Origin of the sequence: Limnohabitans sp., assembly GCF_034680285.1 — a bacterium.
Lineage (GTDB): Bacteria > Pseudomonadota > Gammaproteobacteria > Burkholderiales > Burkholderiaceae_C > Limnohabitans_A.
This window is the reverse complement of record NZ_JAXITC010000007.1, coordinates 88,849-105,370: the sequence shown is the minus strand read 5'-3', so window position 1 is coordinate 105,370 and position 16,522 is coordinate 88,849. Positions and strand designations below refer to the sequence as shown.

Here is a 16,522-nt window from a genome sequence, read left to right as displayed (position 1 = left end):
TTTAACCTCTGTATCTTCGATATTGGATTGCTGAGTCACCACCATGGATTCCGTCACACAAGTCCTGCTAGGCGCTTCGGTTGGGGTGGCCGTCATGGGGCGACGCACTGCGCTTTGGAAGTCTGCCCTCTGGGGGGGTATTGCAGGCCTTTTGCCTGACCTTGATGTGCTGATCGACCACGGTGATCCGGTCCTCAACATGATTCGGCACCGGGCCGAGACCCACGCCTTGTTGTTGCTCACGCTCTTTGCTTTCCCGATGGCTTGGCTGGTGAGCCGCGTCCATCGCCAACCCCAACTTTATGCGCGCTGGTGGTGGGCCATTCTGTTGGCTCTGGTCACGCACCCTTTGTTGGACCTGATGACCATTTATGGCACCCAGGTTTTCCAGCCTTTCACCGACGAAGCCTATGGTTTGGGCAGCATCTTCATCGTCGATCCGGTGTACTCATTGCCTTTGTTGGCTGGGGTCATCGCGGCACTGCGGGTCAAAAGGACAGGCCGGGCCTTACGCATCAATGCATGGGCGCTGGCCTTCAGCACGGCCTATTTGGCTTGGAGTGCGCTGGCGCAAGCTTGGGTCACGCAGCACGCCCGCGAGTCCTTGCAAGTGCTAGGGCTGCCCAGCCAACAGTTGTTGGTCACACCCGCGCCTTTCAACACCGTATTGTGGCGTGTGGTGGCCATGGATGGCGAGCGGTTTCATGAGGGTTTTTATTCCTTCATGGACGGCGACAGGGCCGTTCGATTTGTGGCCCATGTGAGTGGGCGTGCTTTGGCGGAAGAAAATGCCCAACACCTTCAGCTGCAGCGTTTGAGTCGATTCACCGATGGGTTTTTTAAAATTCAACACGACAACGGCCGGTTGGTCGTGACCGACCTGCGCATGGGGCAAGAGCCCGCTTACGTGTTTGCTTTTGACATTGGCCCGCCATTGGCGCCAGGCCAGAGCCATGAGCCTGCAAAGCAGCAAGCCCGCCGAATGGATGTCCGGGCGGGCTTGAAGTGGCTGGGGCAGCGGCTCATGGGGCAAGATGTACCGCCCCCCGGCTCGGCAGGTCGTTCAGACTAAGCGGGCGCGGTGGCGCGCAATCTGCAGCCGCACTTGCGCAGGTGCGGTGCCGCCCAAGGTGTTGCGGGCATTCAGCGAGCCTTGCAGGCTGAGCGGGCCGAACACATCGGCTTCGATGCGGCTGTCGAACTTTTGCAGGGTTTCCAGCGGCAGCTCTGACAAGTCCACGCCCAAGCCTTGCGCGGTCTTCACCGCATGGGCCACCACCTCGTGGGCGTCGCGGAAGGGCAGGCCTTTTTTGACCAAGTAGTCGGCCAAGTCGGTGGCGGTGGCGTAGCCCTTTTTCACGGCAGCTTCCATCGCAGCGGCGTTGACGGTGATGCCGCCTTCTTTCTGGCCCGTAGCCGGGCTGACCTGGCCGCCCACCATTTCGCTGAAGATGCGCAGGGTGTCTTTGAGTGTGTCCACCGTGTCGAACAGCGGCTCTTTGTCTTCCTGGTTGTCTTTGTTGTAGGCCAGGGGCTGACCCTTCATCAGGGTGATCAGGCCCATCAGGTGGCCGACCACGCGGCCGGTCTTGCCGCGTGCCAGCTCGGGCACATCGGGGTTTTTCTTCTGCGGCATGATGGAACTGCCGGTGGTGAAGCGGTCAGCAATCTTCACAAAACCGAAGTTCTGGCTCATCCACAAAATCAACTCTTCAGAGAAGCGGCTGATGTGCACCATGCAAAGAGATGCGGCGGCGGTGAATTCGATCGCAAAGTCGCGGTCGCTCACGCCGTCCAGGCTGTTTTGGCAGACTTGTGGGTGGCCGGCTTCATCTACCATGCCCAGGGTGCGGGCCACGCGTTCGCGGTCCAGCGGGTAGGTGGTGCCCGCCAAAGCGGCGCTGCCCAGTGGCAAGCGGTTGGTGCGGCGGCGCACGTCGACCATGCGTTCGGCATCGCGGCTGAACATCTCCACATAGGCCAGCAGGTGGTGCGCAAAGCTCACCGGTTGGGCCACTTGCAGGTGGGTGAAGCCCGGCAGGATGACTTCGACGTTTTGCTCGGCCACATCGACCAGCGATTTTTGCAGGTCCACCAGCAAATCGATGATCAGGTCCATCTCGCTGCGCAGCCACAGGCGCACGTCGGTGGCCACCTGGTCGTTGCGGCTGCGGCCGGTGTGCAGGCGCTTGCCCGCGTCGCCCACCAGCTGGGTCAGGCGCGCTTCGATGTTCAGGTGCACATCTTCCAGGTCCAGCTTCCACTCAAAAGCGCCGGACTCGATCTCTTGGGTGATTTGCGCCATGCCGCGCTGGATGTCGGCCAGGTCGCTGGCGCCAATGATGTTCTGGGCGGCCAGCATGTCGGCGTGGGCCAGGCTGCCGGTGATGTCGGCTTGCCACAAGCGCTTGTCAAAGAACACGCTGGCGGTGTAGCGCTTGACCAACTCGCTCATGGGTTCAGAAAAGAGCGCGGACCAGGCTTGGGATTTTTTGTCGAGTTGGTTTGTCATAAGCCCGCAATTTTATCGGGCTTCGACTCGGTTTGACTTTACGGCCCTCAGCCCAGCAAAGCCAGTGCCAAGGCGTGGTAAGCGGGCAGGGTGTGCGGGTCGTTGGCGATGTTGGCCGCCACAGGGTGGGAGGCGTAGCGGGCGATCACCATCTCGGCTTTGGGGTCGATGTAGATGTTTTGCCCGTGCACGCCCCGCGCCATGATGGCGCCATGGGCGTTGTGCGACACCCACCACATGTTGCGGTAGCTCCAGCCCGCCAGCGTGGCCGGGCCATTGGCCGCGAAACGGGCCGGGTCGGCACCCGCAAAGGTGTCGGCCACCGCCGCGGCGGGCAAGACCTGGGTCTGACCCACGCGGCCATGTTGGCGCACCAATTCTCCAAACCGGGCCAGGTCGCGCAGGCCTGTGTTGAGGCCGCCGCCCGCAAAGGCGGTGCCAATCGGGTCCACCGTGTAGCAGGCGTCCAGCTCGGCGCCCATGGGCTGCCAGATGCGCTCGGACAGCATTTGCTCTGTGTTTTGACCACTCACGCGGCGCACGATCCAGCCCAGCACATCGGTGTTGGCCGTGCGGTAGGTGAACTTTTCGCCATGCTCACCGAGCTTTCGCACCGTCTGGAGGTAGTCGTAAAAGTGGGTGGGGCCGCTGTAGCCAGGAGGGCGGGGCATGACGCCACCCGCACGCATGTGGTTCCAGATTTCGGCCTGCGGGTCGGCATAGTTTTCGGAGTAGTCAATGCCGGTGGTCATGTCCATGACTTGGCGTACAGTCGCATCGGCAAAGCCGCTGCCTGCGAGTTCGGGGACGTAATGGTCGACGCTCTGGGTCTCGTCCAGAACACCCTCGGCCACCAAACTTGCAGCCAGCAAACCCATGAATGATTTGCTGACCGACATGGCGATGTGCGCGTGCAAAGGGGTCATCACCCCGCCGAAGTGCTCAAACACCACCTGCCCCTTGTGCAAGACCAGCAAGGCATCGGTGTAGGTGGCCTCCATCATGTCGGCCCAGCCGCACTCGGCGTTGCTGCCCATGGGGCTGTAACGTATTTGGGGCAGTGAGCGGCTGGCTTGGGGCAGGGGCGTGGACGGTGCCAAGCCCTTGGACACCGTGGCGGTGGGCACCAGTTGGCGGTAGTGCGCAAAACTCCAGCGCAGTTGCGGGAAGCGGTAGCCGCTGCCGTCATGGGCCTGGATGATTTTGTCTGCTGACGGAGGGGAGCCTTGCATCCACCCCAGTTGCAATGGATCGCAGTCGCTGGCAGCGGGAAAGAGCGGCAAATCAGAGGGTTGGGACATGCATGGCTTTCATCAAAGCGTCGGACATGCCCCGGCGGCAGGCCTCGTGCCCATTATGGGTGTCGAGAACCTGCACTGTCATGCGAAAAAACCCGCAGAAAATCTCGCAGCAGCAGAGGCGTGCAGGCCCGGTTTTAGCCCGTGTTGCGCAGGCCTGCTGCGATCCCGTTGATGCTGATGTGGATGCCGCGCTGCACGCGTTCGTCGGCCAGACCCGCCCGGTAGCGGCGGATCAACTCGACCTGCAGATGGTGCAGCGGATCGATGTAGGGGAAGCGGTGACGGATGGACCGGTCGAGCGCCGGGTTGCTGGCCAGTCGGTTCTTTTCACCCGTGATTTGGGCCAGTGCGTCAGCGGTGCGGTGCCATTCGGCCTCAATGGCGGCAAAAATCTTCTTGCGCAAGCGGGTGTCGCTGACCAGTTCGGCATAGCGCGAGGCCAGGGCCAGGTCGCTTTTGGCCAGCACCATGTCCATGTTGGACAAGAGGGTGCGGAAGAAAGGCCACTGGCGGTACATCTTTTGCAACAAGGCCAAAGCGGCTTTGCGTTCGGCCGCATCGGGTTTGTCCAGGTAGGCTTGAACCGCCGAGCCAAAACCCAGCCAGCCTGGCAGCGTCAGGCGGCACTGGCCCCAGCTGAAACCCCAGGGGATAGCGCGCAGGTCTTCAATTTTTTGCAAGGCCTTGCGCGATGCGGGGCGAGAGCCAATGTTGAGTTGCGCCAATTCTTTGAGCGGTGTCGCGCCGAAAAAATAGTCGGTAAAACCAGGGGTGTCGTACACCAAGCCTCGGTAGGCTTCCATGCTGGCTTCGGACAATTCGGCGGCTGCGTCCAGGAAAGCCCGAGTCGCTGGTTTGGTGGGTTGCAGCAAAGTGGCCTCCAAGGTGGCGGCGACCAAGGTTTCAAGGTTGCGGCGACCAATTTCGGGGTTGGCGTATTTGGAGCCGATGACTTCGCCTTGCTCGGTCAGGCGGATTTGCCCGCGCACAGTGCCCGGTGGTTGCGCCAAGATGGCTTGGTAGCTGGGGCCGCCGCCTCGGCCCACGGTACCACCCCGGCCGTGGAACATGCGCAAGGTGATGCCGTGGCTGCTTTGCAGTTGGTCAAACAATGCCACCAAGGCAATTTCGGCCCGGTACAGCTCCCAGTTGCTGGTGAAGATGCCACCGTCCTTGTTGCTGTCCGAGTAGCCCAACATGATGTCCTGCTCACCGCCCGAGCCTTTGACCAGTGCCGTCACGCCGGGTAAGGCATAAAAGTCACGCATGATGGGCGCAGCGTTGCGCAAGTCTTCGATGGTCTCGAACAAGGGCACCACGATCAGATCGTTGTGCGCCTGCGTGTCCAGCGTGCCTCGCATCAGCCCCACTTCTTTTTGCAGCAGCAAGACCTCGAGCAAGTCGCTCACAGTTTCGGTGTGGCTGATGATGTAGTGGCGAATGGCCTGTTTGCCAAAGCTGTTCAGCATGAGGCGTGCCATTTCAAAGATGGCCAATTCGGACAAGGCATGGGCGCTGTAGTCGGCACCCTGTACGCGCAAGGGGCGTGCATCGTTGAGCAGACCCAGCAGCAGGGCTTGTTTGGCGTGTTCGTCGAGCTGGCTGTAATGTTTTTCAACGCGTGCGGTGGTCAGCAGCTCCGCCACGACTTCTTCGTGTTTGTCCGAGCTTTGGCGCAAGTCCACCGTTGCCAGATGGAAGCCAAACACTTCCACCGCCCGGATCAACGGGTGCAGGCGCTGCGCAGCCACAGCTTCGGCGTGGTGGCTACACAGCGAGGCCTCGATCACGCGCAGATCGGTCAGAAAGTCTTCAGCGCAGGTGTAGGGGTTTTGCGGGGCCACTGCGTGACGTGCGGCATCCCCTCCCGTGAGTTCCTTCAGGGTCGCGGCCAGTCGTGCATAAATGCCTGTGAGGGCGCGGCGGTAGGGCTCGTCTTGACGGTGTTCGCTGGTATCGGGCGAGCGTTCGGCCAAGGCCAGCATCTCGGCGTCAAAGGGCACCAGCATGGCCGATAGCGACAGCTCGCTGCCCAAAAAGTGCACTTCGGTCAGGTAATGCCGCAGGGCCACATCGCTTTGGCGGGTCAGGGCGTGTTCCAAGGTTTGCGCGGTCACATTGGGGTTACCGTCTCGGTCACCGCCGATCCACTGGCCCATGCGCAAAAAACTGGCAATGGGCTGACCGGGCAGGGCTTCTTCCAGCTCGGCATAGAGCTTGGGGATTTCGCGCAAAAAAGTCGCTTCGTAGTAACTCAGCGCGTTTTCAATCTCGTCGGCCACGGTGAGCTTGGTGAAGCGCAGCAGGCGGGTTTGCCACAACTGCATCACTCGTGCACGCATTTGCTGCTCATTGGCTGCCAGCTCTTTGGGCGTCAGCGCGTCCTTGGCGGCATTGACGGCAGCGGCGCGGGCCTTGATGGCATCGCGCTCGGTCAGCAGGTGGGCGATGTCGCGCTCAGCGTCCAGAATGCTTTTGCGCTGCACCTCGGTGGGGTGTGCGGTGAGCACTGGGGCCACGTAGCTGGTGGCCAACATGTCCGAGATGCTTTTGGGCGTGATGCCTGCCCAGCGCAGCCGTTGCAGCGCCACATCGATGCTGCCCTCTTGCGTGTGACCGGCGCGCTCGTGGATGGCGCGGCGGCGGATGTGGTGGCGGTCTTCGGCCAGGTTGGCGAGGTGTGAGAAATAAGTGAAGGCACGGATCACGCTGACGGCGCGGTCACCAGGCAGGCTTTTGAGCAGTTTCTTCAGCGCTTTGTCGGCCTCTTGATCGGCATCGCGCCGGAAAGCCACCGAGAGCTTGCGAATTTGCTCGACCAGTTCATAAGCCTCTGGGCCCTCTTGCGTGCGGATCACATCGCCCAAAATTCGCCCCAGCAGGCGGATGTCTTCGACCAGGGGGCGCTCGCTGTCCCGTTTTTGGCTTTTATTGGGCGTGCTGGCGCTGCTGTTGACGGGCGGGGTGGTTTTGAGAAGGGCCTGTTTCATGGGTGCTGCGCTGTGGGGTGGATGCCGTGGGTCGGAAGGCGGTCGACATCTGTCAAATGGGGGTGTCAATTTGCCTTGACATCATGCTAGCATCGCTCGGAGAGACAAAATTACCAATTGATTTCATTTTGATGATGTCAAAAATTTTTTCAGGAAATCCGCCGTGACCGAGTCCAAGCAGCCCTCTATCGTCATTGCCACCCGCGAGAGCCGTTTGGCTTTGTGGCAAGCCGAGCATGTCAAGTCCTTGCTGGAGGGCTTGGGTTGCACGGTAAAGTTGCTGGGCATGACGACGCAAGGTGACCAAATCCTGGACCGCAGCCTCTCCAAGGTGGGTGGCAAGGGCCTGTTCGTCAAGGAGCTGGAAGTGGCACTGCAAGAGGGCCACGCCGACATCGCGGTGCATTCGCTCAAAGATGTGCCCATGGACATGCCCGAGGGCTTCGAGTTGGCCTGTGTCATGGAGCGAGAAGACCCCCGCGACGCTTGGGTGTCGTCGCAATACGCTCGCCTGGAAGACTTGCCTCAAGGCGCTGTGGTGGGCACATCCAGCCTGCGCCGCACGGTGCTGTTGCGAGCGCTGCGCCCCGATTTGAAGATCGAGCCCCTGCGCGGCAACCTGGACACGCGATTGCGCAAACTCGACGAAGGCCAGTACGCGGGCATTGTGCTGGCGGCGGCGGGCCTCAAGCGCCTGGGCTTGTCCGATCGGATTCGCCACATTTTTGAAACCGAACAAATGCTGCCGGCCGCAGGGCAGGGTGCTTTGGGCATCGAGATCCGCAGCGACCGGGCCGATTTGCGCGCCTTGTTGGCTCAACTGGCCGATGCGCCCTCGTGGCGTCGCGTGGCAGCCGAGCGGGCCGTGAGCCGCGCCATGGGCGGCAGCTGCTCCATGCCTTTGGCCGCGCACGCAACCATTGAGGGTGGTGTGCTCAAGTTGCAGGCGGCCTGGGGCGACCCGGAAGGCGCGACCACCTTGGTCACAGCCGATGCGCACGCCAGCACCGATGGCCTGCAAGCTGCCGAGGCACTGGGCCTGAGTGTGGCGCAGGCTTTGCGCGACGGCGGGGCGCATTGATTTCTGGCGCTGACATGGCGCTGGCAGCTTCTCCCTCCTTTGTCACCGAGTCCCTGCGTGTGGTCGTGACCCGGCCTGAGCGCGAGGCCCGTGCTTGGGCTGAGGCGCTGCAGTCCCGTGGCGTGCTCTGCGACAGCTTACCCCTCATCGAGATAGCGGCTTTGCCCGACGCTTCGCCCTTGGTGGTCCATTGGAAGACGGTGTCCACACACTTGGCCGTGATGTTTGTCAGCGCCAATGCCGTGCGTTTTTTCATGGCGGCCCGACCTGCGGGGGTGGCCTTGGCCAATTGCCGAGCGTGGTCCACAGGTCCTGGCACGCATGCCGCTTTGCTGGCAGCGGGTTGGCCAGCTGAATCGATTGACTCCCCACCCGAGATGGCCACTCAGTTTGATTCTGAGGCGCTCTGGGCCTTGGTGGCCAAGCAGACCCAAGAAGCTGCGGATTGGGCTGCTGCCCATGCAAGCCCACAGCCCACGGTGTTGATTGTTCGCGGTGCTGACACGCAAGGCCAGCTGGCTGGACGCGATTGGTTGGCTTTGCAGTTGGAGGGTGTGGGCGTGCAGGTGCTGCAAACCGTGGCCTATGTTCGGCGCGCACCCGCTTTGACGGCCCAGCAACGGGCCTTGAGCCAGCAGGCCACGCAAGACGGCTCGTGGTGGTTGTTCAGCAGTTCTGAAGCGGCCCAGCATTTGCTGCAGGTTTGCCCCGATTTGCCCATTGGCCAAGCGCGCGCCTTGGCCACCCACCCGCGCATTGCCCAGCGCTTGCGCAATGCGGGTTGGGGGCGTGTGGAAATCGTGCCTGCAGGTCTGGAAGCCCAAGCCGAGTCTATAAAATCACTGGCATGAGTGCATCACCTGAAACCGCCGAAGCTCCTGCCATCCCCGAAGGGCCTGCGGCATCGCATCGCCCAGTTTGGCGATGGTTGGCCATCGTGGTCGCTGGCTTGGCTTTGTTCTTGTCGGTGTTGTTGTGGCAAAAGCTGTCGCGTATTCAAGAACAACTGGCACGCCAAAGCGCCGATGCGGGCCAGCAATCGCTGGAGGCCAAGGCTTGGGCTAAGCAGGCGCAGGAAACGGTGAAGGACAGTGCCGCGCGTTTGGCTTTGGTCGAAACCAGATTGGGCGAAGTCGCGCTGCAGCGCAGCCAGTTGGAGGAGTTGATCCAGAGCTTGTCGCGTTCTCGCGATGAAAATTTGGTGGTGGACATCGAGTCGGCCCTTCGCATGGCGCAGCAGCAGACCCAGCTGACAGGCAGTTTTGAGCCTTTGTTGGCGGCACTCAAATCAGCTCAAACACGTTTGCAGCGGGCCGCCCAGCCCCGACTGGCCCCGGTGCTGCGGGCTTTGGAAAAAGATCTGGACCGACTGAGCACGGCCCAAGTTTTTGATCTGCCCGGTTTGTTGATCAAGTTGGACGAAGGCGTGGCTTTGGTGGATGGTTTGGTTTTGGCCAATCAGGCTTTGCCCACAGCGGCCATGAATGGTTCCTTGTCTGCGGCGAAGCCAGAAGCAGCGCCTTCATGGTGGATGGCAGGCCTGAAGCAATTTGCCGATCAGCTCAAGGGGCTGGTGAGGGTGAGCCGCATTGAGTCGCCTGAGGCGGCCCTGTTGTCACCCGAGCAGGGTTTTTTCTTGCGTGAAAACCTTAAATTGAAATTGCTCAACGCACGATTGGGCTTGTTGGCGCGACAAAAAGACGCTGCGCGTGCCGATTTGGCTTCCGCTTCGATCACGGTGCGCCGCTATGCCGATGCGTCTTCGCGCAAGACGGTGCAGATGCTGCAATTGCTTGAGCAATCGGCTGAACAGCTCAAAGCCAGCGACAGTCCCCGCCTGGAAGGCTCCTTGGCTGCGCTGGCCACGGCCGCGGCTGGAAGGTAAACCCCTATGCGAGCAGCGCTTTGGCTCATCAGTTTGTTTGCTTTGGCGGCGGCTGCGGCTTGGTTGGCAGGCAACAACCAAGGCACCGTGACGCTGTTTCTCTCCCCTTACCGGATCGATCTGTCGCTGAACTTGGTCTTGCTGGTGCTGGGCTTGGTGGTGTTGGTGGTCGTTTTGGCACAGCAAGCCTTGTCGGCTTTGTTGTCCTTGCCCCAACAAGCCCAGCGGTGGCGTTTGCAGCAAAAAGAACGTGCTGCCCACGCGGCCCTGCTCGAGTCGATCAGCCAGTTCATGGCAGGACGCTTTTTGCGTGCCCGTAAGTCGGCTCAATCGGCCCTTGAAAAAGAGGCTTTGTTGACAGAGGCAGGGCTGGACTTGGACCATGCGGTGGTTTTGCGCACTTTGGCCCACGTCATGGCAGCCGAATCGGCCCATGCTTTGCAAGACAGAGATGTGCGACAAATCCATTGGGACGCTGCTTTGGAAGCGGCCAAGGCCGCGCCTTCGTCCGAATCGCGGACCTTGAGTGAGGGCATTCAGCTGCGTGGTGCCCGTTGGTTGCTGGACGACCGCGATGCACCTGCGAGTCTCGCCCTGTTGCAGGCATTGCCTTCGGCCACGGCCCGACGCATGGTGGCCATGCGCCTACAACTCAAGGCCGCACGCTTGGCTGGCCAGCCAGCGAAGGCTTTGGACACGGCAGTCTTGTTGGCCAAACACCGCGCCTTCACTCCTGCTGCCGCTGACAGTTTGGTACGCAGCCTGATCTTGACCTGGTTGTCTCATACACACGATGCCGATGCGGTTCAGCGGCTATGGCTCAAGTTGAGCCCAGCGCAGCGCAGCATGCCCGATTTGGCTGCAGAAGCCGCTTTGCGTTTTATGACTTTGGGTGGTGCCGGCGCGGTAGCCAGACCATGGCTTCAAGCTGTTTGGGAGCCTTTGCAATCTCAAAAATCCAACCCGTGGACGCCTGACCAATTGGCCCGAATGGTCCAAGCCTTGGAGGCCACCTTGACCGATGCCCAAGCCAGCGATGCCAGGGCTTGGCTGGCCCGCGTAGAGGCTGCTCAATTGGCGCGGCCGCAAGACCCCTTGTGGCAATACTTGGCAGGCATGTTGTGTCTGCGCCACCAGTTGTGGGGCAAAGCCCAAGGTCTGTTGTCCCAATCTGTCAAAGGCTTGCAAGCCCCGGTTTTGAAGCGTCAAGCCTGGTGCGCTTTGGCCGAATTGGCCGAACAGCGACAAGATCTGCCCGCAGCCACAGCCGCCTGGAAGCAGGCCGCACAACTCACCCAGTCTTGATTTTTACTGCCCTGAGCTGCACGAACAGGTGAAGCTTCGGTCGGTGCGAAAGGCATGCCTTGGGGATTCGCCCTTGTCGATTCCTTGAATCCAGCAGGCGAAAAAAAACCGGGCCATTGGCCCGGTTTTTTTGTGCCTGCTGGCACTTCAGGTCAGAACGGCAAGTTCATGTCTTTCAGGTCTTTGCGTGTTTCCACCAAAACCAAGGGACCCTCGTTCACCACCACGGCTGGAGGACGCTCGCGGGGCACGCGCACGGGCTGTGGTTCGGCGGCAATGGCAGCCTGAACCGCAGCCACTTTGGCGGCATCTGAATTGACCCAAACCAAGCCAGAGCCTTGTGCCACTTGCTGGAGTTGATCGATTTGCAAGATGTATTGCGCGGCAGCCGGCATGGCGGCAGGCGATGCCGCCACCGACGCAGCGGGAGTTGCCACTGGTTTTTCGGCAATCACCACAGGGGCTTGGGCTGCGACAGGTGCCGCAGTTTCAGCTGCCACAGGCGCTGCTGTCACTTGGACTGACGCAGACTCATGGGCTGTTTCGGCCGCAGGTGATTCAGCGCGAACGTCGGCCGTTTGTGCAGCCGCTTGCTGGGCACGTTCAAAGTACGAACGTGGTGCAGGGCGGTCTTCACTCTGGGGCGCTGCAGCAGAAGCCGTTGTATTAGCGTTCACATCGCTTTGGCTTTCCTCGCCAGAGCTTTCTGCACGGTTGTCGCTGCCACGTTCACGGCGGTCACGGCCGTAACGGTCACGCGAGCGGCGCTCACGGCGCTCGCCCGTGTTTTCCGTGCCCGAAGTTTCCGCTGTCGATGGGTTTTCTTGGCCTTCAGCTGCGATCACTTCGGTTGCCGAGGTGTTGACATCGCTGGGTGCGGCATCACCTTGGCGGCTGTCGCCACCACGGTCACCACCGCGCTCGTTGCGATCACCACGCTCACGGCGGCCTTCGCTGCTGCGCTCGCCGCGTTCACGGCGGCCTTCACCGCGTGGCGCACGTTCATTTCGGACTTCGGTGCCTTCGGCGTTCAACTCTGGCACAGCATCGCTGCGGCCTTCGTTTCTGCTGTCGTTGCGACCCTCACCGCGGCCATCGCGGCGACCTTCGCGGGGCGCACGTTCGCCAGCAGGGCGCTCTGTGCGTTCGCCGCGCTCAGCACGCTCACCACGTGCAGGGCGGACTTCGCCTTCGCGCAATTCGCTGCGGCCTTCTGCGCGTCCTTCGCTGCGGCCTTCACCACGGCGACCACCTTCGCGAGGTGCACGGATTTCGCCGTTGGCACTTTCGCTGCGTTCGCCTCTGCGGCCACCGCGGCGGCCATCGCGACCGCCTTCACGGCGCTCGCCGTCACGGCCCTCACGGCGCTCGCCGCTGCGACCTTCGCGGGTTTTTTCGTCTTGTTTGCCCACAGCAGCTGGTGCTGCTTCAGGGGTGCTGCCACCAAACAGGTTCTTCAGCCAACCGAAGAAACCACCGGTCGCTGCTGGAGCGACCTCGGCGGCTTTGGGTGCTGAAGCTGCGCTCTTGCGCGCAGGCTTGGCGCTGGTCGCCGGGGCTTCGGCCTTGACGGGTGCAATCGGCGCAGGTGCATCGGGCAAGACACCCTTGATGACCGGCGTTTGCTTGTTGGTGGGCTCTTGCGAACGGCGCGTCACGGTGGTCGCGTCTTCGATCTCTTCGGCCATCTTGTAGCTGGCTTCGATGCGGTCCAGGCGCGGGTCGTCGTGCTTTAAGCGCTCGAGTTTGTAATGCGGGGTTTCCAGCGATTTGTTGGGCACCAGCAGCACGTTGATGCGTTGCTGCAGCTCGATCTTGGCGATCTCGGAGCGCTTTTCGTTGAGCAGGAAAGACGCAACTTCGACGGGCACTTGGGCGTGCACGGCGGCGCTGTTGTCCTTCATGGACTCTTCTTGGATGATGCGCAGGATTTGCAGTGCCGAGCTTTCGGTGTCACGGATGTGGCCAGCGCCGCCGCAACGTGGGCAGGGGATGGACGCGCCTTCGGACAAGGCGGGCTTCAGGCGTTGACGGCTCATTTCCATGAGGCCGAACTTGCTGATGGTGCCGAACTGCACACGGGCGCGGTCTTGGCGCAGCGCGTCGCGCAGGCGGTTTTCCACTTCGCGGCGGTTCTTCGACTCTTCCATGTCAATGAAGTCGATCACGATCAGACCACCCAGATCGCGCAGGCGCATCTGGCGGGCCACTTCGTCAGCGGCTTCGAGGTTGGTGCGGGTCGCGGTTTCTTCGATGTCGCCGCCTTTGATGGCGCGGGCCGAGTTCACGTCCACCGACACCAAAGCTTCGGTGTGGTCGATCACGATGGCACCGCCCGAAGGCAGTTGCACCGTGCGGGCATAGGCCGACTCGATTTGGTGCTCGATCTGGAAGCGGCTGAAAAGCGGCGCGTCATCGCGGTAGCGCTTCACGCGTGGGGCGAACTCGGGCATCACGTGGCTCATGAACTGCTGAGCCTGGTCGTAGATGTCGTCGGTGTCGATCAGGATGTCGCCGATGTCGTTGTTGAAGTAGTCACGAATCGCGCGGATGACCAGCGACGATTCTTGGTAGATCAAGAAAGCACCCTTGCCGCCTTTGGAGGCACCATCAATGGCGGTCCAGAGCTTGAGCAGGTAGTTCAGGTCCCACTGCAGCTCGGGCGCGGAGCGACCAATGCCTGCGGTGCGGGCGATGATCGACATGCCCTTGGGGTATTCGAGCTGATCCATGGCTTCTTTGAGCTCGGCGCGGTCGTCGCCCTCAATGCGGCGGCTGACGCCACCGCCACGGGGGTTGTTGGGCATGAGCACGACATAGCGGCCAGCCAGGCTGACAAAAGTGGTCAGGGCTGCGCCCTTGTTGCCGCGCTCTTCTTTTTCGACCTGCACCAAGAGGGACTGGCCTTCTTTGATGACGTCTTGAATGCGGGCTTGGCTGACGGACACGCCTTCCGCAAAGTATTGGCGAGAGATTTCTTTGAAGGGCAAAAAGCCGTGGCGGTCTTCGCCGTAATCCACAAAGCAGGCTTCGAGCGAGGGCTCGACGCGGGTCACCACCGCTTGGTAGATATTGCCTTTGCGCTGTTCGCGGCCTTCGATTTCGATTTCGTAGTCGAGGAGTTTTTGTCCGTCGACGATGGCCAGGCGGCGCTCTTCAGCTTGCGTGGCGTTGATCAGCATCCGTTTCATGATGCGTTCCTTTTCATATCAGCTTGGCCCCAGTGCAGAAAGATGTCTGCGGTCTGGAACCTGTTTACACAACTGGCTTTGGATTCTTGGAAATCTCAAAGCCTCCGTTGCCGGAGCTGACGCCTGAAACGAAGGGAACTGCCGAAGTTGACCGCCATTCAGCTGCGCGTGAGCACAGGAATGGGGATCGTGGCGCGTGGATGGGGCGAGTCAAAAGGCATGCAAAGATTTGTCCACTGCCGGGGGCTTCCCCCGGTGTCCAAGACAAACTGTTTGGCACCAGGCGTGACGGTGTTGAGCGGCTTTGTAAGCCACTCCAAGCACATCAGCAAAGTTCCGAACAACACAACCATCTCGCTTTGATCCGTTCAACAGCCCTCCGGGCTGCTGAACTTGGGGTATTCCGTATCTGGGTTTCTGGGCGTCGGCCCAACCTCCGGGGCGATCGGCCACTGTCGGCAAGGGCCTTCAGTCTGCAAATCCTGCCGAGGGTGGCATCGACCATCTGGATTGGCGAGGTGGTGGTGGACTAAACTCCTGCTCTCAGGAATTCATTTCCATTTGAATCAACCACTTACAGCCAATAGCCAGTGAATCACATTATAGGGGCCAAGTCAGGCAGCGCTGCACCTGCCGTCAAAAGCTTGGAAGTGGACGAAGAGTCGGCTGGACAGCGTTTGGACAACTTTTTGATGCGTCATTTGAAGGGCGTACCCAAAACGCATGTCTATCGCATCATCCGCAGCGGTGAAGTGCGCATCAACAAAGGACGCGCCGCCGCCGAAACACGGGTTCAAACCGGTGACCAAGTGCGTGTTCCCCCCGTGCGCATGTCTGACAAAGTGGCAGAAAAGGCCGCTAACCCCGCGCCTAGCCGAGAATTTCCCCTTCTGATGGAAGACGACAGCCTGATGGCGATCGACAAACCTTCCGGGGTGGCGGTGCATGGCGGCTCCGGGGTGAGCTTTGGCGTGATCGAGCAGTTGCGACAGGCTCGCCCGCAAGCCAAATTGCTGGAATTGGTGCACCGACTGGACCGCGACACCAGTGGGATTTTGTTGGTGGCCAAAAAACGCAGCGCACTCAAGCACCTGCAAGACCAGTTTCGAGAGCGCGAGACTGGCAAAACCTATCTGGCCCTGGTCAAAGGCGATTGGCCAGCCAAGCTCAAGGTGATTGACCAGCCATTGCACAAATACCTTTTGCCCGGAAAAGACGGGCAAGAGGGTGAGCGCCGCGTGCGCGTGACCACGGCAGATGACCCGGATGGCATGCGTTCCATCACCTTGGTGAAAGTGGCGCAGCGGCTGCCGGGTGCTTCTTTATTAGAGGTCACTATCAAAACTGGGCGCACCCATCAAATTCGGGTGCATTTGTCTGCCCAAGGGCACCCGATCGCGGGAGATGACAAATATGGGGACTTTGACTGGAACCGCCAGTTGCTCAAACCCAGCGCGGGCCCTGGCCTCAAACGCATGTTTTTGCACGCCTGGCGCTTGCAATTCAACCACCCGGTGTCCGCCGAGCGCGTGGCCCTTCAAGCCGATTTACCCCCTGAATTGAAAGCGTATGTCGACCATGCCCAACTCAAGACCCCGCCAGTTTGACCTGATCGCTTTCGACTGGGATGGCACCTTGTTCGATTCCACGGCCATCATCACCCGCTGCATCCAACGTGCGGTGGTGGATGTGGGTGGTCAGGAGCCTACACGTGAAGCCGCCTCTTATGTGATCGGCATGGCGCTGATGCCAGCGCTGGCCCATGCTGCGCCGGATGTTCCGAAAGACAAGTACCCCGCTTTGGGTGAACGCTACCGTCACCATTACATCCAGCACCAAAACGACATCAGCCTGTTTGAGGGGGTGTTGCCATTGCTCGACGCCCTCAAAGCCCGGCACCACTGGCTCACGGTGGCCACTGGCAAAAGCCGCCAAGGCCTGAACGAGGCTTTGCATGCGGTGGAGCTGCGCGGCGTGTTCGATGGCTCGCGCACAGCCGATGAAACTGCAGGCAAGCCCAACCCCCTGATGCTTCATGAATTGATGCGCGAGTTTGGTGCCGAGCCCGAGCGCACGTTGATGATTGGCGACACCACGCACGACCTGCAAATGGCCCTGAACGCGGGTTGCGCCAGCGTGGGGGTGAGCTATGGTGCGCATGAGCCTGAAGCCTTCCATGTGTTGAAACCTCGCCATGTGGCGCACAGCGTGCAGGATTTGCACGACTGGTTGTTGCAAAACGCTTGACCCCAGGAGT

General features: G+C 61.0%; 11 protein-coding genes. 7 read left to right on the top strand and 4 right to left on the bottom strand.

Annotation, left to right across the window (positions count from 1 at the left end; translation table 11 throughout):
• The first annotated feature begins 43 nt into the window (after nucleotides 1-43).
• The gene (locus tag SWE17_RS07780) at nucleotides 44-1,072 is read left to right on the top strand and encodes a metal-dependent hydrolase (protein WP_322992533.1); all 1,029 of its coding nucleotides are present in this window, start codon (nucleotides 44-46) and stop codon (nucleotides 1,070-1,072) included.
• Here SWE17_RS07780 and argH read toward each other — a convergent pair.
• The 3 genes from argH to ppc form a co-directional block, all read right to left on the bottom strand.
• On the bottom strand, nucleotides 1,064-2,512 hold the full coding sequence (argH, locus tag SWE17_RS07775) for an argininosuccinate lyase (RefSeq protein ID WP_322992532.1): 1,449 nt from the start codon (nucleotides 2,510-2,512) through the stop codon (nucleotides 1,064-1,066). The genes SWE17_RS07780 and argH overlap by 9 nt on opposite strands.
• A gap of 47 nt (nucleotides 2,513-2,559) precedes the next feature.
• A complete protein-coding gene (locus SWE17_RS07770; protein ID WP_322992531.1) occupies nucleotides 2,560-3,813 on the bottom strand; it encodes a serine hydrolase in 1,254 nt (417 codons plus the stop codon).
• 134 nt (nucleotides 3,814-3,947) lie between these two features.
• Complete coding sequence (gene ppc / locus SWE17_RS07765; RefSeq protein ID WP_322992530.1) at nucleotides 3,948-6,803, bottom strand: phosphoenolpyruvate carboxylase; 2,856 nt, start codon at nucleotides 6,801-6,803, stop codon at nucleotides 3,948-3,950.
• A gap of 163 nt (nucleotides 6,804-6,966) precedes the next feature.
• Here ppc and hemC point away from each other — a divergent pair, with 163 nt between their 5' ends.
• Genes hemC through SWE17_RS07745 form a run of 4 tightly spaced genes read left to right on the top strand, consistent with a single transcriptional unit; the run spans nucleotide 6,967 to nucleotide 11,074 of the window.
• Complete coding sequence (gene hemC, locus SWE17_RS07760; protein WP_322992529.1) at nucleotides 6,967-7,884, top strand: hydroxymethylbilane synthase; 918 nt, start codon at nucleotides 6,967-6,969, stop codon at nucleotides 7,882-7,884.
• A gap of 14 nt (nucleotides 7,885-7,898) precedes the next feature.
• On the top strand, nucleotides 7,899-8,735 hold the full coding sequence (locus tag SWE17_RS07755; protein ID WP_322992528.1) for a uroporphyrinogen-III synthase: 837 nt from the start codon (nucleotides 7,899-7,901) through the stop codon (nucleotides 8,733-8,735).
• Nucleotides 8,732-9,769, top strand: coding sequence for a uroporphyrinogen-III C-methyltransferase (locus SWE17_RS07750; RefSeq protein ID WP_322992527.1), 1,038 nt, complete (start codon nucleotides 8,732-8,734; stop codon nucleotides 9,767-9,769). Before SWE17_RS07755 ends, SWE17_RS07750 begins: the two co-directional genes overlap by 4 nt.
• A 6-nt stretch (nucleotides 9,770-9,775) precedes the next feature.
• Entirely contained in the window at nucleotides 9,776-11,074 is a 1,299-nt protein-coding gene (locus tag SWE17_RS07745; RefSeq protein WP_322992526.1) for a heme biosynthesis protein HemY, read from the top strand.
• A gap of 152 nt (nucleotides 11,075-11,226) precedes the next feature.
• Here the strand turns inward: SWE17_RS07745 and SWE17_RS07740 are convergent, their stop codons facing one another.
• A complete protein-coding gene (locus SWE17_RS07740) occupies nucleotides 11,227-14,265 on the bottom strand; it encodes an Rne/Rng family ribonuclease (RefSeq protein ID WP_322992525.1) in 3,039 nt (1,012 codons plus the stop codon).
• Nucleotides 14,266-14,855: 590 nt separating this feature from the next.
• Between SWE17_RS07740 and SWE17_RS07735 the strand changes: the two genes are divergently transcribed.
• Both SWE17_RS07735 and SWE17_RS07730 read left to right on the top strand, forming a co-directional pair.
• Nucleotides 14,856-15,872, top strand: a complete 1,017-nt coding sequence (locus SWE17_RS07735; protein ID WP_322992524.1) for an RluA family pseudouridine synthase — start codon at nucleotides 14,856-14,858, stop codon at nucleotides 15,870-15,872.
• The gene (locus SWE17_RS07730) at nucleotides 15,844-16,512 is read left to right on the top strand and encodes an HAD-IA family hydrolase (protein WP_322992523.1); all 669 of its coding nucleotides are present in this window, start codon (nucleotides 15,844-15,846) and stop codon (nucleotides 16,510-16,512) included. Before SWE17_RS07735 ends, SWE17_RS07730 begins: the two co-directional genes overlap by 29 nt.
• Nucleotides 16,513-16,522: the final 10 nt, after the last annotated feature.